Source organism: Bacteroidota bacterium (assembly GCA_016721765.1).
In the GTDB taxonomy this organism is placed as follows: Bacteria; Bacteroidota; Bacteroidia; order UBA4408; family UBA4408; genus UBA4408.
Genome location: JADKHO010000004.1, coordinates 922,872 through 947,657, shown reverse-complemented (window position 1 = coordinate 947,657; position 24,786 = coordinate 922,872). Strand labels below are relative to the sequence as shown.

Sequence of the window (24,786 nt, the reverse complement as noted above, 5' to 3'; positions counted from 1 at the left end):
CCCTTCGCTTGAATATTTACGATCGAAAATTAGCAACTGAGCGGTTTTCAGGTATGGAATTCAACTTCTTCACGCAAATCTTGACTTGAGTGTTTTTATACATTTTTGCCGAATCGATTTTCCTTCAGCAACACCATCAAGATTTTGCACAAGTTAATAGTTTACCTTCATTCCAATCCTAACAGATAGAGGCTTTTAAAATAAGCACATGGAAACGCACAAACCCGGAAGAATTAGCTGGGTTTTGTTAAATAAAAATATATAAATTTAAAATGATCGCCTTTCTTAAAACTTTATTCAGAATCCCCTTCGACTCCGCTCAGAGGACAAAGTGTTTCAATATTATCAGAATATTTGCGAGGCTGATCAACACATCAGTTAATCATCCTTCGACTCCGCTCAGGATGACAAGGTGTTTCAATATTATCAGAATATTTAATCGGCTAATTAGCTAATCAACACATCAGCTAATCATTCAAATACAATCTTCCCACTATAACTCTTAGTCCCATTGCTTAGCACCGCATTATACAAGCCTTTGGCTTCTGCTTCCAAACTGAGTTTTATTTTTACCTTCATTCATCTCTAGGTTTTTTGTTGGATGAGTTTGCTGAGCTGTTGTAAATGCTAAGTACCAGTGTTTTTCTCATGCAAAAATTCATCGGGTACGGTAATATTGCATTTGCCTTCGTTGGGGTTGGCGTGGATGAAGAGTTGGTTGTTTGTACTTCGACGTGGATCGGGAATTCCGGTGATGGCGTCGTGTTTGGCGATGAAGATATCGCCTGCTCCAAATGTGATGAATGATGAATTTGCAATTGTTATGTTGTAGTAAAATTCTGAGCCTAAATAGAAACCTCCGTTTGGACCGACAGATATTTTGACACCTACAGCATTTGGCACTTGCGTTATTCCCATACAATGACCTAAGGAGTCATATCTTGTAACGAATATTTCATTTGGGCTGATGAGTTAATGGAAAAAGAATCAAGAGTCAATGCGCCAGAAAAGCTTCCCCTATATATGTACTACTGTCTAATGCAGTTGAGATAGCACCACTAGTAACATCGTTGGTAGAACCTGATTGTTTTACCCATATGAGATTACCTAAAGAGTTATATTTGCAATAAACATATCATAATTAGGTTAGTGAGTGAAATTGTTCCGAAGTTAAGGCTATCCTTAAAAGTTCCTGCACAAAAAAATTACCAGACGAGTCAACATCTAATGTTGCAAAACAAGTAATTTTTTGGCTTTTACTGGTTTATACCAAAGAATATTTCCAAAATTATCAAATTTAGCAAAAGCATATTTTTTGTAGAAGTTGAAATATAAATTGAGCTATCAATCCAAACTGTATCATTTGTTGTTCCAAATAGAGAGTAAATTGAGTTATTAGCAAAAAGAGTTTTCCTGATCCTGCATTTTCCCAATATTCTTTGCCCAAACAGCATTTCCATCTTGGTCTAATTTAGCCCAAAAGAAGCCAGCAGTAATACTGACACTGTCGATATAAAGTAAATTATTAGTATATCCTGACAAATAGATATCACCTGTTAGGTTACAGGAAACAGAAGCGGAAGCCGAGACCCCAATATTTCCATAGGTTTTTGACCATAAGAATGTTCCACTAAAATCAATTTTGGTAACGAAAAGTGTACCCATTCCGTTTAAGGTTACATTTCAAAAGTAGCGCCCCCCAAAGTTGCCCTGTTATAATGATGGAACTAGTAAAAGTGTCTATTTCAAGCCATAAGAATATTCGCAATTTGCACAATTTGAACCTCCTTGATTTGGATTACTTCCGCCGAGGCTACGTGTCCATAAGATTGAGCCACTACTTGAGTATTTTGCGACAAAAATTTGATTTACACCAATATTATAAACCGTATCAGTATCGAATAACATATACGGAGCCCATGGATTATTTGTACTGAACTGCCCTAAAACATAGACATTTCCGATATTGTCTGTACAAACACTTGAAATGTTTTCAACAGAAACGCTTCCTGCACGTTTTGCCCATTGCCAGTTTTGAGCATTAGAGGTGGCTGATGGAATGAGACAAATAAAGAGAAGGAATAAACGGGTTTTCATAGATTAAATGTAACAATAAAAAATTATAGTTAATTCCATCAATAATGCTTTCTTCAATTTCAGCATTCAACCAAATCCTTCTCAAAATAATAAGCTTTCTAAAAATCAGGTTCCAACTCCACCCCTGCCCCCGCCGGCGGGGGATATAAAAATTTCCGAAGCAGCTTTCTCAAAAATTCTCATGCTTTAACTATTCAAAAGCAAATCCTGAAAAATCATAATCATCTTAAAAATCAGCGTTCCAATCCACCCCCTGCCCCCGCCAGCGGGGGATACAAAAATTCGTTAATCTGCATCCCCCTTCTACACCGCTCAGCCAGACTATCAATATTAAACCAGATAATCAAGAAATCAACTATCAAGAAATCGGCAAATCGGCTTATCAACACATCAGCTAATCGGCTAATCAACACATCAGCTAATCATCCTTCGACTCCGCTCAGGATGACAAGATGTTTCAATATAGCAAAGCATTTAATTGGCTAATCACCCTTCGACTCCGCTCAGTATGACATTCTATCTAATCCCCCTTCGACTCCGCCAGGATGACAAGATGTTTCAATAGTATCAGAATATTTAATCGGCTAATCGGCTAATCAACACATCACCGCCTTTGTTCAAAAAATCCCTGTTCTTTCATTAACTGTTCAATTTCAGCGGCAGCGCGAGGAAGGGAACCTGATAGATTTTCGGGATCACCGCTGGTAATTAGGATATCGTCTTCGATGCGGATGCCAATGTTCCACCATTTTTTATCGCAGGGTGAACCTTCGGGGATATATTCCGGGTTCTACAGTGATTACATTGCCGGCTTGCAGCAAGGCGCGTGTGTTTGGGTCATGCGCATCCAAGCCCAAGAAATGTGAGGTGCCATGCATGAAGTAGCTGCGGTATTCGCTTTCGTTTTTAGTTATTCCAAGGGCATGCAGACCAGCTTGAATAACTTTAGTAGCGGCTGCGTGCGTTGCATAAAAGCTGTTTCCCTGCCCGACAGGCTGCAATTCCAGCTTCCTGTGCTGCAAGTACTAACTCATAAATTGCTTTTTCATCGGCACTAAAACTACCATCCACCGGAAGGGTACGCGTAATGTCGGCTGTATAGCCATGGTATTCGGCACCGGCATCGATAAGCAAAAGCTCTTGCTCCTTCATTTTTTACGATTGCTGCTGTAATGCAAAATGCAACTGTTTTCGCCACTTCCCACAATGGAAGGGTATCCGCGCTTCAGCACCTTCGTTTTTAAACACATATTCCAAAATAGCTTGTGCTTGGTATTCGTTCATTCCGCTGTCCAACGCTTTCATTAATTCGAGATGTGCCTTGCAAGAAATGTTGATGGCTTTGCGCATCAATGCTATTTCTTCGGCTTGCTTCACTTCACGCAATTTGCTCATAATGGTATTTAGTGCGCCGCTATGTATATTACTTTTACCCGATTCGGCCAACATGGTGGTGAAACGGTTTGCATACTGAGCAAGTCAATCGTTGCGCCTTCTTCGGCATCCACTGCTAGCAAAGGAGCCATATAAATAGCTTCTAATTTATCCAACGAAAGTTGAAAGTTTTGAAATTCAGTATTTTTTAAAATCATTTGAATTCCAAGTATTTTCTTGGCTTCACTTGTTCCCAGTATGCGGCCGGTCCACAATTCTTTCGAGGAGGTGCGCTCTTCCAAAAACAAGATTTCATTAAAATTTTGGCCATTCAACTCCTGCATTTCTGAAAAAACAAGGAGAATTGAATTTGGCTCTGTGTGCCCGCTGAGGTAATAAAATTAGGGTCTTGATGAAACTCAAAATCGGTATCGCCAGAACGGTTACGCACCGATTTGAAAAAACACAGCCAAGGCATTCGGCGGTAATTCCTCACGCAGGGCCGCTCGACGTCCGGCATGGAATTCTTTGGTGAGCAAATCGGTATCGTATCGGTAATTACTTTTATTGCGGTGTTGGAAGAATTGTTTTGTCCGCTAGCCCAGTGAAAAATCAACAGCAAAACTATATTTAGTTTTAATTTTAAAGGAATCATGTGGAGATGAAAAATTATGTTTGACGCTAAATCTAATTTTGAAAATAGTTTTGAAATGTTTATCCTGTGAATGGATGTACAACTCCTTAACTTATTTCCATAACACAAACTTACAGTATAGCGGGGATAAAAAAAAAGCGCTGCTACAAAGTAACAGCGCTTAATAGGTTATAATGGCCTCAGCTTATTTGCTTAAATGCCCTTTTTCACGTGCAGTTTTCATCACTGCAGAAATCCCTTTTTTGTGAATGTTGCGAAGTGCAGAGGTAGATACTTTTAAAGTAACCCAAGAACCATCTTCGGGAACAAAGAATTTTTTAACCACCAAATTCGGGATTAAATTTTCTTTTGTCTTTTTATTAGAGAAAGAAACTTTGTTTCCTACTATAGCTTTTTTGCCTGTTAAATCGCAGATACGTGACATTTTCTTGTTGTTTAATTAGTCTGTTTTTAAAACGGAGTGCAAATAACGTAAAATTTATTGTAAAAATCAAAATCCAGCAATAATTATTCTTGCATCTTTCTAAAATCGCACTCCAAGACATACTGTTGACGGGCATTTATAAGGAATTGCTCCAGTTTTTTTAAATTGTGTTTCGATAGCATTTTTGGATGGGAGATAAAATGCATGATTTTGCTTGATTTTAAATACTTATAATAGAGTGGAAGTTTAATGCTATTGAGTAATTCCAAAGAAACCATTTCGCCTTGTGGCAGCATCCGCGGATTGCTTTCATCATTAGACGTAGCCACCACACCATTTCCATCGCCAATGGAGCGATTTCCGGTTTTCCACAAGTATTTAAGTAAAAATTTATTGGCCAATTGATGGGCTTTAGGAATGTGAATAACCGAAATGGGAATTTGAGTGAAACTCCCATGGGGGTGAAGTTCCACTACCTCATTTTCGAAAGTATACAGCGGTAACTGAGGTGCAGTTTCAAAATCATAAAACTGGGCACTGCTTAAATTTTTTAAGCCCGGCAACACACTGAAATCATACTTAATATGATGTCTTTTAAAATGGGGATAAAAATCACTAAAAGGCTGAATGCACCAGCCCCGGCTCGATAGCCATCTAATGCATAATTTGGTTGAATGGGTTGAATTATTGCTTCCAGAATATTGATCGATTGGTCAAAAAGAGAAGTGCGCTCGGCTTCCGAAATGGCGTGAAAGCGATATTTGGCAATATTGCTCAAACTCCAGCTATTGCTGCCTTTGTTGTACTCAGCATCCAGCCAATGTGGATGAATGTGTGGAAACACATAGTGCTTTTTTTGTATCAACAACTGCAATTGAGCGCTGATGTTGTCAAAATCTTCTTTAGCGGCTAAGGAAGATTTTGACATTTCTTTGAGTCGAATTAAATAGGTGGTATCTACAAAAAAAATAGCTGCATGAATTTTATGGCGGTCAAAAATAGAAATGAGTTTGTTCGTTGGCTCTATCATGCACTTTGCAACCGAGCCACTTCTTTCGCCAAGAAACAACTCGTAATCAAAAGTGAACAAAAGATTCTTTTTAGGACTCATTTTTAAGCCTTCTTATTTAATGCAAGAAAGAAATAATTTGGTTTTTTAGCAGGTATAAATGAATAGAGAAAATTAAGAAAGTTTAAATAAATGGGAGCAAAAATAGAGAATAGCCGAACATCTTTTCTTCCATACATCGGCACAAACGCAATGCCTTGGGTACTTACTAAATTAAAATGATGGGAGGCAAAAAATGTTTTGAATTCATTTTCCCTCAATTCCAACGTATTAACGTTGGGGTTCCCTTTCTTAAATCGAATATAATTAGGCCCATCGATATTCGGTAAGATTAATATCAAATAGCCTTTTTCAGTAAGGGATTGATGTACTTTTTGCAGAAGTAAATTTTGCTTGGGTAAAAGAAACAAGCTGTTTATCATGCAAAAGCAATCAATTTGAGGATGTTTATCAAAAACAGAAAATATATCGCAAGTTTCGAAATGCAAATTTGGTGCACTAAAATTACGTTTCGCGGTTTGAATGGAAGTGGCAGATATATCATAACCAAATACTTCTGAATTTTTTAAATGGCTCAGTCCAAAAGTAGTTTCACCGTTGCCACAGGGCGCATCAATAATCAATCGATTAGGATTTGTGTTATTTCTCAAAAAGCGTAAAATGGCAGCCGAAAAACTGTGCTGTGGGTAAATAATGCGAGCGATGCGTGCAATCAGTTTTTGTTTCATTTCAAGAGTGAAATTAATTGTTGGGTAAGCCCTTGAGTGCTGAATCGACTGAGATCGTAATTCGAATTAAATTCAAAATTTTGTGTTTTTATATGCTCTATACACAGTTTAAAATTTGCTTCAAAATCATTAAAATCAATAGCAAAACCCAGCTTGTTTTGTAGCAGAAAATCAGCCACTTCACCTTGTTTCGAAAAAATAATTATGGGTTTTCGATTCGCTAAATACTCGTAAAATTTGGTGTTGAAATTAAAGGCATGATCTTGAGCGGCAAAGAGCATGCAGCAATCACTCTGCTGTATAATGTGTTGAATTTCGGCAAGTGCTACTGGTGCATGCAAGTGAACAGATTTTAGGTTATAGGCAGTAAAGTGCGCTTTCATGGAAGGATCCATTTCACCATAAAAATCAAATTGAAATTGGGACGAAAAATCTTTCTCTTCCTCCAGTTTTTAAGGGTGCTTAAAAAAGGGCACCAGAATATAATCCAAATTGGAGTAAAAGGTTCCTGCATAAATAAAGCGGTAGGTTTTATTTGCAGTGTTGGGTGCCTGGTTGCTTTTAAAATTTCATCCGCGTCAAAGCCATTGGGGATTGTAACAATTTTGTTTTGAGAATCAGTTACTTTCGCTTTTAACCAATTTGTCATTTGTTCGGTTGTGGAGATTACGTAACTCGCACGATTGAGTGTATCCACTTCCATTTTTAATTCATGTTTTCTGCGTGAAGGGGAAAGGTGCATGAATCCATGAAAGGTGCTATTGTCTGTCCAGGGGTCGCGATAATCTACTATTAAGTTTAGCTGAGGAAAAGTATCTTTTAAAAAGGAGGCATAATATCCAATACGAAAGGGCGGAATAGTAACAATAACGTTGTTGATTTTTTTTTCGTGGATCAAGTCACTTGCTTTCTTCAGCAATTGGCTTTTCCAGAAAAAGGTTCGTTCCGGCGAGGTACCTTTTGAAAATAATTTAAAAATGAGCAACCACAATCGGTATTCGATTTTTTGAAAAAAACTATGTGGAATGCTTGTGAGTATTTTGGGATAACGCGCCGGCAGTGGATAAACCTTAATATTCGGAGAAAGTGTGTCCTGAGTCCATTCGGAATGTTCGGAGCTAGCTGCTTGCTTGCAAATTACGTTCACTTCATATCCTTCTTGAGCAAGGTGTTTCGCAAATTTTGCCCAACGACGGCCGCCGATACCTTTATTGGGAGGAAAAGAAAAGCAAATGAGCAATACTTTCTTATCCATCCTTATTTTTTTTCGAATTCAGAAAAAAACTCTTGGTAGTTTTTAGTTACCTCAAAGTATTGTGCCCAAAATGCACGCACGCCTTTTCTAAATTCGGCAGTGTTTTGTTTTGATTTTCGGAAGGATTCCAATTGCTTGGCGACATTTTCAACATTAAAATCGCGCGGTATAAGGATACCGGTTTGATCGGTAACAATTTCGCGGCAGCCGCCCACATCGGTAGCAATAACCGGAATACCAAAGCTTATAGCTTCCATTATTGAAACCGGCAAGCCTTCGGTTTCGCTCACCGAGATAAAAATATTTACACTGTTATTTCTGTAAAAGTCAACAATTTCGGCTGTTTCCATGTGCCCTTTAAACTCGAATTGTACAAGAGGATACTGCTTTAATTCTTCTTTATTTTTAATGTGTATGGGAACGGTCGGGTCGTTTGAATTTAAATTTTCATCTCCTAAGTGTATCCAGCGAACGGGAAAATTGCATCTTTTAAGAATTTCGGGAATCATGTAAATGCGCTTAATGCCCCGCGTACTGGCACAACTTACAAGGGTAAAAATTTCGTCGGGTTTAAAAATACTTTCGCCACCGTTTTCTGTACCAAGGTAATTACAAAAAATTTTGGAAGCGAATTCAGGATAGTTTTCTTTGAGGTAAGCCTCACCATTTTTTGAAACCGAGTATACTTTTTTAACGGTTTGTAATTCAAATCTCCGATAAGGAAGTCTTCCACTTTGCGGCACTCTGTATTCGAAAACATCAAAGCCATGCGCACGAGCATAATAATCGGGAATAAAATTTTGTTTTTTTAAAATCCCCAATGAAATCGACCAATTGTTTAACCAAAAAGAGAGAAAAATGGAATTATCGGGATTTATTTTTTCTTTCTTAATGCGCGCAGAAAGCTGCTCTGCGTGATACATACAATTAAGTAAAAAGCTAATATTTTTACGTGTATTTTTATAATAGGCCCAATTAAAACTTCTAAAAAACAGGTCGCTAAATAATACCGAAAAGAAGAGTCCCGTATTTCGCGCTAATATTTTCCAGCCGTTGTATTGATCGGAGTTCATTGTCCACTCCGTAACATTTGAAGGAAGCTGCATCTCCGTTTTAACGAAGTCAATTAGAATTACTTTTTCATATTTTTTTGCTAATTGTAAAACTTCTGTATATTTAAAGGAATAATCGACGACATTGGTGAGCAGAAAAAAAGTTTTCAATTCTTGCATTATTTAATTTTGCGAATATACAAACAAAGTAAAAATTAAGTTTGTGACAAAAATCGTAATTCGATTTTCTTTTTAGTTAATTTGCGTGCCCAAATGTAGATTTAAATTGGAATGAAGAAAATTATTAATACCGTTCATGCTCCGGCTCCTATAGGCCCCTATAATCAAGCGGTGTTGGCAAATGGAACACTTTATATTTCCGGTCAAATTGCGCTAGATCCGGCAAACGGAGGTTTAATACATTCAGATATTGTTGCCGAAACACATCAAGTAATGAAGAATCTTCAGGCAATACTTGAAGCCGCAGGAATGAACTTTTCGAATGTGGTAAAAAGCTCCATATTTTTGCTTGATATGAATAATTTTGCAAAAGTGAATGAAGTTTATGGTGCTTATTTTAGTGCCGATTTTCCTGCTCGAGAAACTGTTCAGGTAAGTTGCTTACCCAAACAAGTGAATGTGGAAATATCAATGATTGCGAATTAAATTTTAATCAATAAACCCCTTAATAAATTATGAAAAAAACAAGAACATTTTTAACAGTTGCGCTACTAGCATTTAGTACGGGAATTTTTGCACAAGCATTAAAAACACCGGCACCCAGCCCTAATCAAACCATAAAGCAAGCTTTTGGATTGGCCGATGTTAGTATTGATTATTCTCGCCCAGGTGCCAAAGGAAGAGTAGTATTTGGAGATTTAGTTCCATTTGGAAAAACGTGGAGAACAGGTGCAAATGCAGCTACCAAAATTACTTTTGGTGACGATGTGAAAATTATGGAAAATGCATTAGCTGCAGGAACCTATGCCATTTATACCATACCCGATAAAGAAGAGTGGCAAATATTATTTTACAAGGACTTAACTCTTGGTGGTAATGTAAACGACTACAAGGCTGAGAATGAATTGTTTCGAATTAAAGTAAAGGCTGCAAAAATGGCTGATAAGGTTGAAACTTTCACCATTAGTTTCACTAATGTTAACAGTACATCGATGAATGTGGAGCTGCAGTGGGAGAATACACGAGTTGCAATTCCTGTTACTACAGATATTGATTCAAAAATTATGAAGAATATCGAAACAGCTATGGCTCCTGCTGATAAGCGTCCTTATTTTCAAGCAGCAAACTATTATTTCGAAAACGATAAGGATATCAAACAAGCATTTGAATGGGTGAATAAGGCTATAGAGCAAGATGATAAAGCATATTGGGTAGTATTGCTTAAATCAAAAATCCAATTAAAAATGAAGGATGCTAAAGGAGCTATTGAAACAGCAACCAAAGTTGTGGCCTTGGCTAAAGAGGATAAAAACGACGATTATGTAAAGCGCGGTGAGAAAGTTATAGCCGATGCAAAATTGATGAAATAGTAACGTAATGATAATATAAAAAGGGCTTCCTGAGAAATCAAGAAGCCCTTTTTTAATGCAATTGCTTATCTAAAATTGCGAGACCTTCGGCAAAGGAATGCGGCGCATATCCTAATTCTCGAACCGCTTTGTCTAAAATAAAGCCGGTACGCGGCGGGCGTTTGGCAGCCTGATTTAAGGTATTTGATTTAATAGGTGTAACACAAGAAGTATTAAGTTTCCAAAAGTCAGCTACACGGTTTACCAGTTCCAAAATGCTCATGGTGTCTTTTCCGGAAATATTATACACACCTGAATTTCCCTTTAATGCTGTAAGTATACATCCTTGCGCAAGGTCTTCGGCAAGGGTTGGAGAACGAAACTGATCATCCACCACATTAATGGGTGAAGCTTTGGTGAGTGCATCTTTTGCCCATAGCACAATATTGCTTCGGCTCATACGGTTTACTATTCCATATACCAAACAAGTTCGTAAAATGCTCCAATGAATTGAACTTGCGAAAAGTAGTTTTTCGGATTCATTTTTTGAAAGCGCATAATAGCTGAGTGGATTAGCAGGGTCTTCTTCTTTGTAAGGACCATTTTCACCATCAAAAATAAAATCGGTACTGAGGTGAATGAAATGAATATTTTTTTCGGGATGCTCACGTGCGTTAGATTCAATGGCATTTATAAAGTATTCAACGGCCTTAACATTTTGCGCCCAGCACGCTTCTTTTTGTGTTTCGCAGGCATCCACATTCGTCATCGCAGCGGTATTAATTACCACATCGGGTTGAAACTTTTCGATACTTGCTTGTACTTGTTTTTGTTGTGTGATATCAAGCATATCGTAAGTATACCCATTTTCGTGTGGCAAACGGTTTTCGCCTAAAGAAGTGGCAATGATTTCTACTTCTTTATTTTCGAGTAAGGCAAGTACTATTTTTTGACCGAGCAAACCATTTGAGCCGGTGATTAATATTCTTTTTTTCATCTGTATTGGCTGGTGTTATTATGAAAACAAATCTTTCAATTTGGCAATTTGTTCGGTGGTACCGAGTACAAATAGTTTTGCGTCAGGAATCATAATTGTATCGGGTGATGGATTAATAACATATTCACCATTTTCGGTTTTAAAGCCAATGATATTTGCGCCCGATTTATTTCTGATTTCTAATTCTCGTATGGATTTATTTTTAAAATTGGAGGGTAATTTTTCAAAAGTAATTTCTTCTAATTTTATGTGATCTCCACCTTGACCCGTAATGAAATCAACAAATTCCATAATATCGGGTTGCATAACTAACGATGCCATGTGTGCACCTCCAATTTTATCGGGCATGATAACATTGTTGGCACCGGCCGTTTTTAGCTTCCGGTCAGAATTATCGTCGGATGCTCTTGAAATGATGGTAAGATTTGGATTTAGCGCACGGGCTGAAAGTACAATAAATAGGTTATCAGCATCCACCGGTAAGGTGGTAATGAGTGCCTTTGCTTTTTCTATTCCGGCACGTTGTAACACTTCGTCTTGCGTGGCGTCTCCTTCAATAAACAAATCTATATTGGTCGCCGAAAGGGTCTCGTACAATTCCTTAGAACTTTCAATGACCACAAATTTTTGCTTTTTGTTTTTTAAAACTTGAGCTGCTTGTTTTCCATTACGGCCATATCCACAAATAACAATGTGCTGGTTTAGTTTTTGTATTTCTGTATTCACTCTGTAGTTATTGAAATAGTTACGAAATTCGCCATCGAGCACATATTTTGAGATGGAAGTAATGGCGTAGGCAAAGGTACCAAAACTTGTAATTATCAGCAAAGCAGTAAACATTCGCCCGGCTTCACTAAGTGGGTGTACTTCCTGAAACCCAACAGTGGCAACGGTAATAATGGTCATGTAAAAGGCTTCCGACAGTGAGAATCTTTCTATTCCCATGAAACCGATTACACCAATAAAAATAATTAAAGCAATTAAAAAGAGCGGCGTTAAAACTTTAGGAAGCTGGGGATAATTGAGTAGTGACAAGGCTTTTCGTTTTAGGATGAGCGCTCCGGGCAGAACTTTAAATTTCCCAAACGCTTGATTTTTTTGTGCGCTTAAATTTGAAATATTCCTTGTGCTGTAAGATGAAAGCCATCACAAAATAAACAATAACCGGCGAGCCTACCGTAAAAAAGGAAAGGTATACAAAATACATGCGGATGGTTGTGGAGCGGATTCCTAATTTATCGCCCCACCAATTGCATACGCCAAAAGCTTGTTTTTCGAACCAAGAAATAATGCTGCTTATCATTGTCAAACCGTTAAGGTAATGCAAAGGTATTAATTTTTAAGCAGATTATTTCCTATGGCACAGTTTAAGCATCCTTTTGTGGAGCAATGTTTATTTTTGAGCTGAATTAATGCCTGAGTTCTAAATGCATTGTTGCTGGTTATGCCTAAAGCATTAAATTGCTGAATGATTTGATTTTTTTCGGGAGCTGTTTTTTCAAGAAATAATAGTGCGCGATCGACATATTTTTCTTGTTTTTTAAATTTTCCATATACAAATAGGAAAGGGACTATGGTATTGATAATAAGGTTATCAACGGCACTTTTTCCCAAGGTTTTGTTTCTTAAGCGAGATGGCTTTTCCATGATGTAATGTTTTTTCCAATAGTCGGAAACACTACTGTTTAATTGCTCGTGAAGTTGTTTTAGCGATTCAGTTTCAAGGATGTGCGAGAACAAATGTTCTGAATGATTTATTAAGGCTGCAAATTGCGCTAAGCGGATGGTTGGAAAATTAGCAGGGCGCAAGCGTAAAAACTTCCATAAATGCGCTTCCATAGGTTTTAGCGAAAATTTTGATTTTAGGAATTGATATTCATTTTGAAGCGATTGTAAGTACTTATCTTTAAAGTGTTTTTCCAATAATCCAGCATTCCCAAATACCATTGCTTCGACTTGTAGCAACGAATTTTTATGTTTTGCCAATGTTGCGTTGGATAAGGATTTTGCAAGTAATTCGAAGGGAACAGCATTTATTTTGAAACCAAAATTTTTGGCTAAATGCTGATAAAAGGTTTCTTCCCAATTATTTTGATTTAATTTAAGTGTTTCCAAAATGCTGTTGGATTTATCTTCCAAGCGTTCCACCAACATGCGTTCGAGCCAAGCAGAACTGACAAATTCAGGTACACGATGAATCGATTTTTCACAAGGAATCCAATCGCTGCTACTTTTAAAAGCACTGTATTTTTCAAACAGTTTTTTATCAATAAAAGGTGAAAGAACCAAAGTTGGAATTGGGTTGTTTTTATGACCGGGCAATGGTTTATCATCTTTATAAACAACATGTAGAATAATATTTCCATAAGCTTTATCGTGCTGGTGGCGGTGTTTTTCCCAATCGGAAGAAAAGGTATGAATCTCCACGTTTCCGGCCCATTCGGTAGCATCTAATTTTATTTTTGCATTAAAGAAATCAGGACCTGAATCAAAATTATGTTCGCCGGGTTTTATAATTTCGAGTGTTTCGCCGGTTTCGGTTTTTAAGTTGTTTTGTTTAAATAATCTGAATTTCCAGATGTGGTGTAAAAACTCTTCATTCATTTCCATGTGTTTTACGGTTTAAAATCAATCGAATTTAATTTTAACTTTGAGCTTGAAACGAAGGTCTAGCTATGAATCATTCAAAAATCATCTACTTTATTTGTTGTTTTTTCTTTTCACAAGTGGTGCTCGCACAAAGTAGTGATGGCAATGTTCAAGCAACTGCAAATTCGAGTGCAATTAAACAAGAGGAGTTACCGCAATTTCCGGGGGGTGAAGTGAAGTTGACAGAATTTGTGGATCACACGATTGTTTATCCCGCTAAGGCAAAAAGAAAAGGGAATGTGGGCACCTCCTTTATTTCATTTATCGTAAAGGAAACTGGTGAGTTAGCTGAAATACAAACAAAAAAGGGTTTGCCCGGATGTTCCGAATGTGATGAAGAAGCCAAGCGTATGGTAAAGGCAATGCCGCTCTGGATTCCGGGAAGGAAGGATGGGAAGGCAATTCCGGTGCAGGTGGTATTGCCTGTTCGGTTTTCTTTAAAATAATTGATCTAGTTTTTCCTGCTTTTCACTTCCTCAAAAACGCTATCGTAGTCTTCACGAATAGTACCGAAAATTCTGTCCCACCATAAAAAATACAAGCCGTAATTTCCTTTAAAATATTTGTGATGCAAGTTATGGTTAACAGAGGTGTTAATCCATTTGCCAAACCAATTTTTGCTGAAGCCTTTGGGATACACTTCCCAGCCAAGGTGACCATACACATTGTAAATCATCTGCACCAAAAAGAATACAAATAAATGCCATTTGCACAAGGGCATAATGAGCAAAAGCAGCACAAAAATACCTGCTTCTACAATGGCTTCGGGAATGCTAAAAGCAAAAGCTGCCCAGGGTGAAGGATTGGTGGATTTGTGGTGAGTAACATGAAAAATTTCAAACATTTTTGGAAGGTGCATGAAGCGATGCGCAAAATAAAAATAGGTGTCGTGGAGAATAAATGTAATAGGAAAGGCCAGCCAAAAATAAAGTTGGCCATGACTTAAATGTCCCGAATAAAATTGTGTGTGTTGCTTAATTTCCGGTATAAGCAGCATGATAGAAGGTGCGGCAGCAAAAATAAAAAGGCTGCTGAGAGAGTAAAATATTTCGCGACGATAATCCTTTCCAACAGGAAAGGATAGCTGAATTTTTTTGAAAGCTATTTTTTTTCGGAGCAATACATAGTAAATCAAATAAGCTAATCCGGCTATGAGGAAGTAACGAAAAGTTACTAAAACAAGAAAATCGTTGAACGATTTTGGATTCATTATATTATAAAAATTAGACCCTCGTTTTCCAATAATCTGGGCTTCGATGCAAATGCATTATTGCCAGAATATAGATAGTATTGTTTTCGCATGCATAAAGAATTCCAAAAGGAAATCTATTCACAAGTGAGCGTCTAATGTTTTCGTCAATTTCTTGCCAAGCATGGGGGTTTGCAATAATTCTTATAATTGTTTCATAAACTTCAAGTGCGAAATCATATCCTAAACCAGTTGAACACGTCTCATAATATTCGATTGCCCGATTTAACTCAAGGGCAGCGTCTTTATGAAAGGAAAAATTCATTTGGAATACTTTTTCCAAATTTCGGTAAATACTTCATTTCCTTTAATGTTTTGTGAATCTGATAATCGAAGTTCTTGCAATCTGCTTTTTGCCACATTGAGCCATTGATTATTTATTTCTTCGTTGATTGGGTTTAAACTTTTTAGCAGAGCATCCGCAGCAAGCGCACGCTGTTCTGTTGGCAATGAAAGCATTTCAGCTAATATTTCTTTTATTGACATTTAGTTGATTTTACTTAGTCAAATTTAAGAAAGTTTTAGGTAACAAAAGGATAAAAAATGTGCTTATTTTGAGCATCAAAATTAATGTCGTTTAAGAAAAAAGCATTTTCACCTTAGGGATAATCTTTTCAGCCACTTTAGCTATTGGCTCTAATAAGAGTGACTGCTCCCGAATTTGGGCACTCAACCATTTAGAAAGGAGCGCGTGTTCATTTAAAATAAAAATAATGCCACTTAAAATAATCGACATTTTAAGGATTCCAAATAGTGCGCCGGCGATGCGATTGGGAATACTTAAACCGGTTATGGCTACAATCCCTTCCATTACTTTGGCCATAAAAAATACGCCCACTACTATGGCAATAAAAGTGAGCAGAAAAGCGATGAGGTGTAAGTGAGAGCTATGGTAATCTAAGTCATTATTTAGGTACTCGGCTGTTTTATTTGCAAATACCACCGCTCCATAAATTCCTAAAACCAAAGCAAGAACCGAAGCTATTTCAATAATTAAACCCTTGGTAAAGCCCCACCATGCTGCAAAAATGAGCGGTAGTACGAGTAGTACATCCAAAAAATTCATGCGTGGAAATACTGTGCTTTAACTTGTTTAAATTTTTCGGAAATCTGTTTGCGAAACACATAGGCAATTAATCCGCCAATCAATAAATAGGGGATAGCCATCAAGTAAAGAATTCCAGTATTGATGCCTCTGCCTGTGTTTCCGCCTGCTTCCAAATTAGAAGCTACTCCCGATTTACACATGGCACATTGCGCTTGAGCATAAAAATGTATCAAGCTTAGACCCAAACTAAAAAGTATGACTGCAATTTTTTTCATTAGAATTGATAATAAGGCGAAATCATTAAATACACAACTACACCGGTAACTGTAACATACAACCAAATAGGATAACTCCAACGTACCAACTTTTTATGCAACATAACTTGCATTTGCAATCCGCGGTAAAAGGAAAGCAGAATAAGAGGTAACACTACAGCAGCTAACACGATATGGCTAATCAAAATTACATAATAAATGGTTTTAATTGTACCCTCGCCACCAAAATGCGTTTCTTTTACAAAATAATGAAAGAGCACGTAAGAAATTAAAAATACGGAGGATAAGGCAAAGGTAATGATGTTGATGCGTTTGTGCATTTCGATATTTTTTCTTCGAATAAAGTAGAGCGAAATCACTAAGAGCAGGCTGCAAGTGGCATTAAGGAATGCATTTAGTTTGGGTAAAAAATAGGCTACATCCGGAACAAATGTGGGAGCAGGCAATACCTTTCTGTTTAAAAGGAGAACCAATAAAAACACAATTAAGGAAAGCGTAAATACAAAGCGAAATACTAATTTATCGTTCATGTGTACTAGTAAAATTTTGGACTGCAAAGGTGCGGTATGAACAGTTCTAAAACAAATAATTAGTAGATTATTTATTGCCTAAATACCGCAAGCCTTTAAGCAAAATGGATACATCGTTCCAAACACTGTAATCTTTGGAATACAACAAGTTAATTCGCTTTATGTTTTCGGAATCGGTGTTTGAAATTTTTTGTACATCAAATGCGCTGATTATTCCTTTTCGGATGAGTGGCAAGGTTTTAAGGGTAGGTTTATCTTCGTGTCCGTTGGGTAAAATTTTATATCCCACCCAAGTGCGATTTCCAAACATAACGCGTAAGCAATTCATTAAAAAGGGAAGTGGTTTTTTTACCACAAAAAGCATTAGTGGTGAAAGCGCCATAAATAAAAGTGATGCAACAAAATCGAGCAAGCGTTTGTTTCGGCGATTCGATAATTTAGTGATGGAATTAATGTCGATTACATATAAATCACCGGAAGTATCGATGCTATTACTTCCTATGAGATAGAGGCTTTCGGGAGGTGCGATTTTAAAATCAACACTCGAGTTACCAAGTTGTGCCATGTAATCGATGATGCGTTGGGCGCTCAAATTTTTGGCACAAAAAATAAGTTCATCAATTTTATAAATTTCAATAATTTCCTTTACCTGTTCCATAGAACCCACGTAATTTGGGTTTTTTTTAGGATTCCCATTTTCGGGATAAACAAGTCCTACAAAACCCGGAATGAGCGAAGTTTGGGAAAGTAATTTCGAAACGCGTGAACTCTCTTCTTCATCGCCAACTATGGCAAATCGCTTTTTGTTTTTAGTAGTGATGTTGAAGTTCTTAAATTTCAAAAGATGTAAACCGATTCGAAAACTGAGTATGGCAAACAAAGCCCATGCAGCACCCATTAAAATAAGTGCACGAGAAAAGCGATAATTTTCGGGTAGAAGCGCGTAGATAATTAAAATTATTCCGGTGCCAACAACAATTCCTTTGACAATTTTATTTAGTCGAATAGGTTTGTCGTAACCTGCACAAAAATAAATGGAAAGGAGCCAAATGAAAATATATATTGGAACGGCGATTCCGATAAACTCGCTAGGGTATTGGCTTCCATCCAAAAATTTTACATGGTGTTCCCAATAATTACTAATAAAGAAAATCCCAATAAAAACAAGTAAGGCATCTAACACCGGCAAAAATAATTGTCGCGCTAAGCGGGCAAAAATAGCTACAAATGCTCTAAAATAGATGGCGATGTTAATGAGAAATGAAAAAGCTTTTGCATTGTTTTTTGAAAAATGTTTTTCTGCAAAAATGACCATTGCTCGGTAAAAAACAAACACATAATTGATGCTGCTTTTTTTAGTGCTTTCGCCTTTATAGTGAATGATACGTGTATCGGCGAAGTAATAATTTTTGTAACCGGCTTTAAGAATGCGGTACGATAAATCGATGTCTTCGCCATACATAAAAAAGGCTTCGTCCAAGGCACCAATTTTATCTAAAACGGATTTGCGTAAGAGCATGAAAGCACCGCTAAGTATATCTACTTCATGTGTTTTGTCCTTATCGAGATATCCAAGATGGTATTTGCCAAAAAGCCTGGATTTTGGAAAGAGTTTAGACAATCCAAAAATTTTGAAAAAGGCAACTAAAGGAGTAGGTAAACCTCTCTTGCTTTCGGGCAAAAAGTTTCCTTTTCCGTCCAGCATTTTCACGCCAAGTCCACCGGCTTCAGGGTGTGCATCCATAAATGCAAGCACTTTTTCGAAGGTATTTTCTTCTACCACAGTATCCGGGTTAAGCAGCAAAATGTACTCTCCAGCAGCTTGTTTTATTGCCTGATTATTTGCGTAGCTGAATCCGGTGTTTTTTTTATTTGCTATGAGAGTTACACCTTTAAACTTCTCCTCTACCATGGCAACAGAGCCATCTACCGAATTATTGTCGACCACAATTATTTCGCAGGAAATATTTTTGGCGGCTTTTAGGGCAGCATGCAGGCATTGCTCCAAAAAATATTCTACGTTGTAATTAACAATGATGATGCTGAGTTTCATTAATCCGGCGCAAGGAAATTATTTGAGCAACAAGGAGCTTTCGTATGGTGTGCGTTGTAGGATAGAACGGCCAAGTGTAATCTCATCGGCATATTCTAACTCATCGCCTACTGCAATTCCACGTGCAATGGTTGAGATGGTTAGGTTGAAATCTTTAAGGCGTTTATACAAATAGAAATTGGTTGTATCGCCTTCCATGGTGGTACTCAAGGCCATAATAATTTCTTTTACCTCGCCGCCAGAAACACGATTAATTAGTGTTTCAATATTTAAATCCTTTGGACCAATGCCTTCCATCGGCGAAATAATTCCACCCAATAAATGGTAGGTTCCGTTAAACTGATTGGTGCTCTCGATGGCAATTACATCGCGAATGTCTTCCACTACGCAAATAATGGAATGATTGCGGTTAGGGTTGGAGCAAATTTCGCATAAGGCGGCATCTGAAATATTATGGCAATTGTTACAATATTTTATTTCATTTCGCATTTTAATAAAGGCATTACCAAAAGCTTCCACTTCTGTGCTTTCTTGCTTTAACAAATGCAAAACGAGTCTCAATGCGGTTTTTTTTCCAATTCCGGGTAAGGAAGAAAATTGGGTTACTGCATTGTCAATTAGTTTTGAAGAAAAATTCATGAGGTAAATGTATGGCTATAAAACAAAAGTAGCAAGTGGTTAGCAATGATAGTCAATCTTACCAATGACAATTTAGCGATTCAATGAAATTTAACTTTAGCCCGTTAACAAAAATTTATCAGCAACAACTGTTAGAAATTATTTTATTTCAATTCAATAGCCAAGCAATTATTCGTTATTCTTGTTTTGAAAAGATATAAAAGCAAAAAATGACACCCATTTCGATATTAATTTGTGTTGGAATTTATTCCTTACTTCTTTTTTTTATTACTTGGCTTACCAGCAGAAATGCGACTAATTCGGGCTATTTTTTAGGGAATAAAACATCGCCATGGTATGTAGTTGCCTATGGTATGATTGGAGCTTCCTTAAGCGGGGTAACTTTTATGTCGGTGCCGGGATGGGTAGGAAGCACGCAGTTTTCGTATTTAACGGTAGTATTGGGTTATTTGGCGGGATATGCGGTTATTGCCACCGTATTGTTGCCTTTGTATTACCGCTTGCAACTCACCTCAATATATTCCTATTTGGAGCAGCGTTTTGGTCGCAACAGTTACCGCACCGGGGCATTTTTCTTTTTATTGTCACGCACAATTGGCGCCTCTTTTCGCATGTTTTTGGTGGTAACGGTGTTACAAGCATTTGTGTTTGATGCTTTGGGAGTACCTTTCATAGCAACCGTTGCCGGATTTATTTTGCTTATACTGCTTTATACTTATGAAGGCGGGATAAAAACAATTATTTGGACAGATACTTTACAAACTACTTTTATGCTGTTGGGGGTTGTGATTTCGGTAATTCTAATAAGCCAACAATTAAATTTCAGTTTTGGTGAAATGGTTCAAGCGGTTAAATCAAGTGAGTATTCGCAAGTATTGTTTTTTGATTTTAATGATAAGCGTTTTTTTCTTAAACAATTTGTGAGCGGAGCTTTTATTGCTATTGTGATGACCGGTTTGGATCAGGAGATGATGCAAAAGAATTTGAGCTGCAAAAATATTGGAGAAGCGCAAAAAAATATGTTCACATTTAGTTTTGTGTTGGTTTTCGTGAATTTTTTATTCTTGAGTTTAGGAGCCTTACTTTATATCTACGCAAAAAATAAGGGCATCGAAATACCGGCAAAAACAGATGAGTTGTTTCCACTCATCGCATTAAAATACCTTGGTCCATTCGCAGGTTTGGTTTTTATAATCGGATTAATTTCGGCTGCTTATCCCAGTGCGGATGGAGCGCTCACCTCCTTAACCACATCGTTTTGCATTGATTTCCTGGACATGAATAAACGTACAGAATGGTCAGAAGAACAAAAGCGAAAAATCAGGTATAAAGTGCATTTCAGCTTTGCCTTTTTATTGCTGGGTGTGATTGTTTTATTTCGAGCGATTAATGACCAAGCAGTGGTTGGGAAGCTCTTTACGGCGGCAGGTTATACCTATGGTCCATTGTTGGGACTTTATGCTTTTGGATTGTTTTTGAAGCGACCTGTTAAGGATAAAATTGTGCCCTACATTTGCATAGCTTCGCCTATTGTTTGCTATGTGCTTAGCGAAAATTCCGAGAAATGGTTAGGCGGATATAAATTTGGATTTGAGCTATTAATATTAAATGGATTGCTTACCTTTTTAGGATTGCTAGCAATTTCTAAACAAGAAAAAGCAAGTTCCTAATTCAACTTATCTCACAATTGTAAAAACGCCTCGTTTTTGATGTGATTTAAATTTATAATCCATAAAGTAAATGTCGTATACGTAGGAATCGGCTTTAGCCAGAGTGCCACCAAACGTGCCGTCCCAACCTTTTTCGAGATCGTTGGTTTTAAATACTACTTGTCCGTTGCGGGCATAAATTGTTAGTTCGTACTTATCGGAAATAAGCCCTGTTCCTCTAATTTGGAACACATCATTTTTTCCATCGCCGTTAGGTGAAAATGTACTAGGCAAATACAGGGTATAGAATCCATCTACATATACCTCAACTATCACTGAATCTTCGCACCCATAAGCATTTTCAATAACAAGCTTAACCGGAAATGTACCATCTCCAATAAATTTGTGAAATGGGTTTTGATGGTATGAAGTATCGCCATCACCAAAATTCCAAAACCATTTAACGGCATTGGACGATAAATCGGTAAAATTACAATCGGGGAAGAAGAGTGAAAGCGCTTTGGGATTGTAATCAAAGGAAGGATGCACAATTGGTGCTGTATATACATTAAATGGAACAACCGTATCACAACCAAGTGTATCGATAATAGTTACTGTGTAAGCTCCTTGAAAAAGATGGGTGGCGGTATCATTTGTTTGTTGAAGTATATCATCCCATTTGTAGGTATATCCGGGCTCACCGCCAGTAACCGATACAAATGCAACACCTGTACCTTTCCCGCAGGTATCCCATGTATTGGTAATTGTTGGAATTAATTGTGGATGTTCGGTAATTTGCAAGCTATCTCGAATGGAGCAACCTTTTGCATCTTTAATAATACAAATATAGTTCCCTGCTCTAGCGTTTGAAAGATTTGGACTTGTTTTAGCCGGAGAAGTTAGCCATGAGTATTGATATGGAGCAGTGCCATTTGAAGGTGTGATTTTAGCAGTACCAGTAGAGTCGCCATAACAATTCACATTTTTAATTTGTTGAATCCGTTTTATTCCTTTCACTCTGAAGGGAACAGTATCGTGCGAAAAATTGGCAACAGCTGCTGCGGTATTGCCACATAAATCGGAAATTGCACTTGGGTCGCTGCGCGTTAAATAAATTTTATGTAAGCCTGAATCTGTAAGAGCTGGTAAAAGCGTGATATCAAAGGTGTTGGAATAAAGTCCTGTACTTTTGCATAATAGATTTGTCAAGTGGTGATGAATATTGTTCGGACAATATATGGCAAGGTCATTGGTATCTATGGATCCGCACCGTATGTTTTCGCTGAATTTTAATGAAATTTTATTCAAACCACAAGTCAGTGGAGATAATGGTGGTGTGCTCACTATTTCCTTAGGATATGGCGGTGAAGCATCATAAATAGTTGCGGTTGTTAAGCCTAAATCGAAAGTATAGCCAAGCGCATTTCCTGTTGTAAAATGTGAAATATAAAGAACATAGGTTTGTCCTGCTAGCACTGGAACAGGGGGCTCATTTTGAGGTCCGGGTAATCCATTAGGTCCAGTTGGACCTGGAGCACCGTCGTAATTACAACTAACTTCTAGAGCAGCGTTATTATAAATTTGTGAGCATATTGCATTGGTCATATTGTAAAGAGCCCAATCGTAATCGTCATTGTTTATGGGAGTAATTGTAAAATTTAAATTACCACTCGTTTGCACAGTAAAGGTATACCAACATCCATTTTTTTCGCCACTCCCCAAACAAGAATTAGATGAATTAATTTCGTTTGGAAACAAGCCCATACCATTTGCTTGTGTAGGACAGGAATAGAAATTAGTGCAAATTGGTACAGCATTAATACAATCTGCAGAGTCCGGCAGCGTCTGGCTTTTAAGCTTTATGGCATGTATTGAGATAGCCAAGAAAAAAAACAAAAAGATTTTGTTTGAACTATGAATCATCAAATTTTGGGTTAAAAATTGATTTTCGTGCTAAATTAAATAAAAAAGATTAAGTAAACAATCATTTATTATATGCTGTCTAATTTCTATTTTCGCAACGATATTAAATAAAATTAAAAAACATATAAAAATGAAAATAACTGTAGTAGGAGCAGGGGCTGTTGGAGCAACATGTGCCGATAACATAGCCCGTAAAGAACTTTGTCAGGAATTAGTGATACTTGACATTAAAGAAGGATTAGCTGAAGGGAAGGCGTTAGACATGACACAAACCGCTGCTTTGCTCGGGTTTGATACCAAAATTACAGGTAGTACAAACGATTATTCCAAGACAGCAGGTAGCGATGTGGTGGTAATTACCTCCGGTATTCCGCGTAAACCAGGGATGACACGTGAGGAACTAATTGGAACCAATGCAAATATTGTTAAAGGAGTTACCGAAAATATTTTAAAGCATTCTCCCAATGCCATCATCATCGTGATTTCAAATCCTATGGATACGATGACCTATCTGGCTTTGACCAGCAGTAAATTGCCTAAAAACAGAATTATTGGAATGGGCGGAATATTAGATAGCGCTCGGTTTAAATGCTATTTGAGCGCAGCCTTAAATTGCTCTCCATCTGATTTGAATGCTACTGTAATAGGTGGACACGGCGATACTACCATGATTCCATTAATCCGTTATGCAACGTGGAATTCGGTTCCTGTAAGTCAACTGTTATCGGAGGATCAACAAAAACAAATTGTTGCCGATACTATGGTGGGAGGAGCAACTTTAACGAAGTTAATAGGCACTAGTGCATGGTATGCTCCTGGAGCTGCGGGAGCTGCATTGGTTGAAAGTATTGTGCGCGATGAGAAAAAACTATTTACTTGTTGTGTTGCATTAGACGGTGAGTATGGTCAAAAAGACATTTGTATGGGAGTGCCGGTAGTAATTGGTAAAAATGGTTTTGAGAAAATTGTGGATTACAAATTAAATGCGGAAGAGCAAGCTGCTTTTAACAAATCGGCTGATGCAGTACGCAGTATGAATGATGTATTAAAAACAATTTAATACCCAATAATAATTATAGTAAGACCGCTTCTAGCATGGGGGCGGTCTTTTTTTTATTCAAATGAAAAGAACAAGAATACCTTTAAAGTTAGTGCATGTGGATGAGCAAGGTTACCACATTTTTGTGAAGGCATTGATTAATGGGAGAGTTGCCAATTTGTTAGTGGATACGGGTGCTTCAAAAACAGTTTTTGATACCAATCGCATTCAAAAATTTGCTTCTGTAAAAACGATGGTTGCGAATGATCAAATAAGTACAGGTTTGGGCACAAACTCCATGCAAAGCCATACTATTGAGCTAAAAAGGATGAAGCTGGGCGATTTGATTTTGAATAATGCAGAAATCTTTTTGCTTGACTTAAGTCATGTAAATGAAACCTATGTGAAGCTGAATTACAAACCGCTTGATGGTGTTTTGGGAGGTGATATTTTAAAAATGTATAATGCTGTTATTAATTACAAACAGCAAATTGTGGTCTTAGATTACCCTACTTAGCTTGATTTCGCTGGGCTTGAAATTTAGTTAGCTAA

34 protein-coding genes are annotated in these 24,786 nt (G+C 37.4%); 6 read left to right on the top strand and 28 right to left on the bottom strand.

Features of this window, described 5'->3' with window-relative positions; genetic code table 11:
- Nucleotides 1-627: 627 nt before the first annotated feature.
- The 15 genes from IPP32_18125 to IPP32_18055 all read right to left on the bottom strand — a co-directional run bounded on the left by IPP32_18125 (nucleotide 628) and on the right by IPP32_18055 (nucleotide 8,825).
- Nucleotides 628-918, bottom strand: a complete 291-nt coding sequence (locus IPP32_18125) for a hypothetical protein (GenBank protein MBL0050005.1) — start codon at nucleotides 916-918, stop codon at nucleotides 628-630.
- Between the two features lie 477 nt (nucleotides 919-1,395).
- Nucleotides 1,396-1,665, bottom strand: coding sequence for a hypothetical protein (locus IPP32_18120; GenBank protein MBL0050004.1), 270 nt, complete (start codon nucleotides 1,663-1,665; stop codon nucleotides 1,396-1,398).
- Between the two features lie 75 nt (nucleotides 1,666-1,740).
- Nucleotides 1,741-2,097, bottom strand: a complete 357-nt coding sequence (locus IPP32_18115; protein MBL0050003.1) for a hypothetical protein — start codon at nucleotides 2,095-2,097, stop codon at nucleotides 1,741-1,743.
- Nucleotides 2,098-2,849: 752 nt separating this feature from the next.
- A complete protein-coding gene (locus tag IPP32_18110; GenBank protein ID MBL0050002.1) occupies nucleotides 2,850-3,098 on the bottom strand; it encodes a M24 family metallopeptidase in 249 nt (82 codons plus the stop codon).
- Entirely contained in the window at nucleotides 3,043-3,249 is a 207-nt protein-coding gene (locus IPP32_18105) for a M24 family metallopeptidase (GenBank protein ID MBL0050001.1), read from the bottom strand. The genes IPP32_18110 and IPP32_18105 overlap by 56 nt, the downstream gene beginning before the upstream one ends.
- A 3-nt stretch (nucleotides 3,250-3,252) precedes the next feature.
- The gene (locus IPP32_18100; GenBank protein MBL0050000.1) at nucleotides 3,253-3,492 is read right to left on the bottom strand and encodes a M24 family metallopeptidase; all 240 of its coding nucleotides are present in this window, start codon (nucleotides 3,490-3,492) and stop codon (nucleotides 3,253-3,255) included.
- Nucleotides 3,493-3,500: 8 nt separating this feature from the next.
- Nucleotides 3,501-3,836, bottom strand: a complete 336-nt coding sequence (locus tag IPP32_18095; protein ID MBL0049999.1) for an aminopeptidase P N-terminal domain-containing protein — start codon at nucleotides 3,834-3,836, stop codon at nucleotides 3,501-3,503.
- Entirely contained in the window at nucleotides 3,803-4,126 is a 324-nt protein-coding gene (locus IPP32_18090) for a hypothetical protein (GenBank protein ID MBL0049998.1), read from the bottom strand. Before IPP32_18090 ends, IPP32_18095 begins: the two co-directional genes overlap by 34 nt.
- Before the next feature lie 184 nt (nucleotides 4,127-4,310).
- Nucleotides 4,311-4,550 (bottom strand): 50S ribosomal protein L28, encoded by a 240-nt coding sequence (gene rpmB / locus IPP32_18085; GenBank protein MBL0049997.1) that lies wholly within the window; start codon nucleotides 4,548-4,550, stop codon nucleotides 4,311-4,313.
- Nucleotides 4,551-4,633: 83 nt separating this feature from the next.
- Entirely contained in the window at nucleotides 4,634-5,113 is a 480-nt protein-coding gene (locus tag IPP32_18080; protein MBL0049996.1) for a hypothetical protein, read from the bottom strand.
- Complete coding sequence (locus IPP32_18075) at nucleotides 5,101-5,661, bottom strand: hypothetical protein (GenBank protein ID MBL0049995.1); 561 nt, start codon at nucleotides 5,659-5,661, stop codon at nucleotides 5,101-5,103. The genes IPP32_18080 and IPP32_18075 overlap by 13 nt, the downstream gene beginning before the upstream one ends.
- 2 nt (nucleotides 5,662-5,663) lie before the next feature.
- Nucleotides 5,664-6,347, bottom strand: coding sequence for a methyltransferase domain-containing protein (locus IPP32_18070; protein ID MBL0049994.1), 684 nt, complete (start codon nucleotides 6,345-6,347; stop codon nucleotides 5,664-5,666).
- Complete coding sequence (locus IPP32_18065) at nucleotides 6,344-6,730, bottom strand: hypothetical protein (GenBank protein ID MBL0049993.1); 387 nt, start codon at nucleotides 6,728-6,730, stop codon at nucleotides 6,344-6,346. Before IPP32_18065 ends, IPP32_18070 begins: the two co-directional genes overlap by 4 nt.
- Nucleotides 6,727-7,602: a hypothetical protein gene (locus IPP32_18060; GenBank protein MBL0049992.1), complete on the bottom strand. Its 876-nt coding sequence runs from the start codon at nucleotides 7,600-7,602 to the stop codon at nucleotides 6,727-6,729. Before IPP32_18060 ends, IPP32_18065 begins: the two co-directional genes overlap by 4 nt.
- Nucleotides 7,603-7,604: 2 nt before the next feature.
- Nucleotides 7,605-8,825, bottom strand: a complete 1,221-nt coding sequence (locus tag IPP32_18055; protein ID MBL0049991.1) for a glycosyltransferase — start codon at nucleotides 8,823-8,825, stop codon at nucleotides 7,605-7,607.
- Between the two features lie 120 nt (nucleotides 8,826-8,945).
- Here IPP32_18055 and IPP32_18050 point away from each other — a divergent pair, with 120 nt between their 5' ends.
- On the top strand, nucleotides 8,946-9,320 hold the full coding sequence (locus tag IPP32_18050) for a RidA family protein (GenBank protein ID MBL0049990.1): 375 nt from the start codon (nucleotides 8,946-8,948) through the stop codon (nucleotides 9,318-9,320).
- A gap of 29 nt (nucleotides 9,321-9,349) precedes the next feature.
- Nucleotides 9,350-10,204, top strand: a complete 855-nt coding sequence (locus IPP32_18045; protein ID MBL0049989.1) for a DUF2911 domain-containing protein — start codon at nucleotides 9,350-9,352, stop codon at nucleotides 10,202-10,204.
- A 52-nt stretch (nucleotides 10,205-10,256) separates the two neighbouring features.
- Here the strand turns inward: IPP32_18045 and IPP32_18040 are convergent, their stop codons facing one another.
- The 4 genes from IPP32_18040 to IPP32_18025 form a co-directional block, all read right to left on the bottom strand.
- Nucleotides 10,257-11,180 (bottom strand): SDR family oxidoreductase, encoded by a 924-nt coding sequence (locus tag IPP32_18040; protein MBL0049988.1) that lies wholly within the window; start codon nucleotides 11,178-11,180, stop codon nucleotides 10,257-10,259.
- A gap of 18 nt (nucleotides 11,181-11,198) precedes the next feature.
- Nucleotides 11,199-12,125 (bottom strand): potassium channel protein, encoded by a 927-nt coding sequence (locus IPP32_18035; protein ID MBL0049987.1) that lies wholly within the window; start codon nucleotides 12,123-12,125, stop codon nucleotides 11,199-11,201.
- A 127-nt stretch (nucleotides 12,126-12,252) separates the two neighbouring features.
- Nucleotides 12,253-12,483, bottom strand: coding sequence for a PspC domain-containing protein (locus IPP32_18030; GenBank protein MBL0049986.1), 231 nt, complete (start codon nucleotides 12,481-12,483; stop codon nucleotides 12,253-12,255).
- Nucleotides 12,484-12,512: 29 nt separating this feature from the next.
- Entirely contained in the window at nucleotides 12,513-13,784 is a 1,272-nt protein-coding gene (locus IPP32_18025) for a DUF2851 family protein (GenBank protein MBL0049985.1), read from the bottom strand.
- A 71-nt stretch (nucleotides 13,785-13,855) separates the two neighbouring features.
- Between IPP32_18025 and IPP32_18020 the strand changes: the two genes are divergently transcribed.
- Nucleotides 13,856-14,275: an energy transducer TonB gene (locus IPP32_18020; GenBank protein MBL0049984.1), complete on the top strand. Its 420-nt coding sequence runs from the start codon at nucleotides 13,856-13,858 to the stop codon at nucleotides 14,273-14,275.
- A 5-nt stretch (nucleotides 14,276-14,280) separates the two neighbouring features.
- Here the strand turns inward: IPP32_18020 and IPP32_18015 are convergent, their stop codons facing one another.
- The 8 genes from IPP32_18015 to recR form a co-directional block, all read right to left on the bottom strand.
- On the bottom strand, nucleotides 14,281-15,039 hold the full coding sequence (locus tag IPP32_18015) for a sterol desaturase family protein (GenBank protein MBL0049983.1): 759 nt from the start codon (nucleotides 15,037-15,039) through the stop codon (nucleotides 14,281-14,283).
- Between the two features lie 13 nt (nucleotides 15,040-15,052).
- Nucleotides 15,053-15,343, bottom strand: coding sequence for a type II toxin-antitoxin system RelE/ParE family toxin (locus IPP32_18010; protein MBL0049982.1), 291 nt, complete (start codon nucleotides 15,341-15,343; stop codon nucleotides 15,053-15,055).
- A complete protein-coding gene (locus IPP32_18005) occupies nucleotides 15,340-15,564 on the bottom strand; it encodes an addiction module protein (GenBank protein MBL0049981.1) in 225 nt (74 codons plus the stop codon). The genes IPP32_18010 and IPP32_18005 overlap by 4 nt, the downstream gene beginning before the upstream one ends.
- Before the next feature lie 91 nt (nucleotides 15,565-15,655).
- On the bottom strand, nucleotides 15,656-16,135 hold the full coding sequence (locus IPP32_18000) for a CvpA family protein (protein MBL0049980.1): 480 nt from the start codon (nucleotides 16,133-16,135) through the stop codon (nucleotides 15,656-15,658).
- A gap of 5 nt (nucleotides 16,136-16,140) precedes the next feature.
- A complete protein-coding gene (locus IPP32_17995) occupies nucleotides 16,141-16,401 on the bottom strand; it encodes a hypothetical protein (protein MBL0049979.1) in 261 nt (86 codons plus the stop codon).
- Nucleotides 16,401-16,931 (bottom strand): DUF420 domain-containing protein, encoded by a 531-nt coding sequence (locus IPP32_17990; protein ID MBL0049978.1) that lies wholly within the window; start codon nucleotides 16,929-16,931, stop codon nucleotides 16,401-16,403. The genes IPP32_17995 and IPP32_17990 overlap by 1 nt, the downstream gene beginning before the upstream one ends.
- 67 nt (nucleotides 16,932-16,998) lie before the next feature.
- Nucleotides 16,999-18,984, bottom strand: coding sequence for a glycosyltransferase (locus tag IPP32_17985; GenBank protein MBL0049977.1), 1,986 nt, complete (start codon nucleotides 18,982-18,984; stop codon nucleotides 16,999-17,001).
- A gap of 18 nt (nucleotides 18,985-19,002) precedes the next feature.
- Nucleotides 19,003-19,623 (bottom strand): recombination protein RecR, encoded by a 621-nt coding sequence (gene recR / locus IPP32_17980; protein MBL0049976.1) that lies wholly within the window; start codon nucleotides 19,621-19,623, stop codon nucleotides 19,003-19,005.
- A 209-nt stretch (nucleotides 19,624-19,832) separates the two neighbouring features.
- Here recR and IPP32_17975 point away from each other — a divergent pair, with 209 nt between their 5' ends.
- Nucleotides 19,833-21,293, top strand: a complete 1,461-nt coding sequence (locus tag IPP32_17975; GenBank protein MBL0049975.1) for a sodium:solute symporter — start codon at nucleotides 19,833-19,835, stop codon at nucleotides 21,291-21,293.
- A gap of 6 nt (nucleotides 21,294-21,299) precedes the next feature.
- Here the strand turns inward: IPP32_17975 and IPP32_17970 are convergent, their stop codons facing one another.
- Complete coding sequence (locus tag IPP32_17970; protein MBL0049974.1) at nucleotides 21,300-23,195, bottom strand: gliding motility-associated C-terminal domain-containing protein; 1,896 nt, start codon at nucleotides 23,193-23,195, stop codon at nucleotides 21,300-21,302.
- Nucleotides 23,196-23,325: 130 nt separating this feature from the next.
- Here IPP32_17970 and mdh point away from each other — a divergent pair, with 130 nt between their 5' ends.
- Both mdh and IPP32_17960 read left to right on the top strand, forming a co-directional pair.
- Nucleotides 23,326-24,255 carry a malate dehydrogenase gene (gene mdh, locus IPP32_17965; protein ID MBL0049973.1) on the top strand — a complete coding sequence of 310 codons (930 nt, stop codon included), beginning with the start codon at nucleotides 23,326-23,328 and terminating at the stop codon, nucleotides 24,253-24,255.
- A 61-nt stretch (nucleotides 24,256-24,316) separates the two neighbouring features.
- Nucleotides 24,317-24,751 carry a clan AA aspartic protease gene (locus IPP32_17960; GenBank protein MBL0049972.1) on the top strand — a complete coding sequence of 145 codons (435 nt, stop codon included), beginning with the start codon at nucleotides 24,317-24,319 and terminating at the stop codon, nucleotides 24,749-24,751.
- Nucleotides 24,752-24,786: the final 35 nt, after the last annotated feature.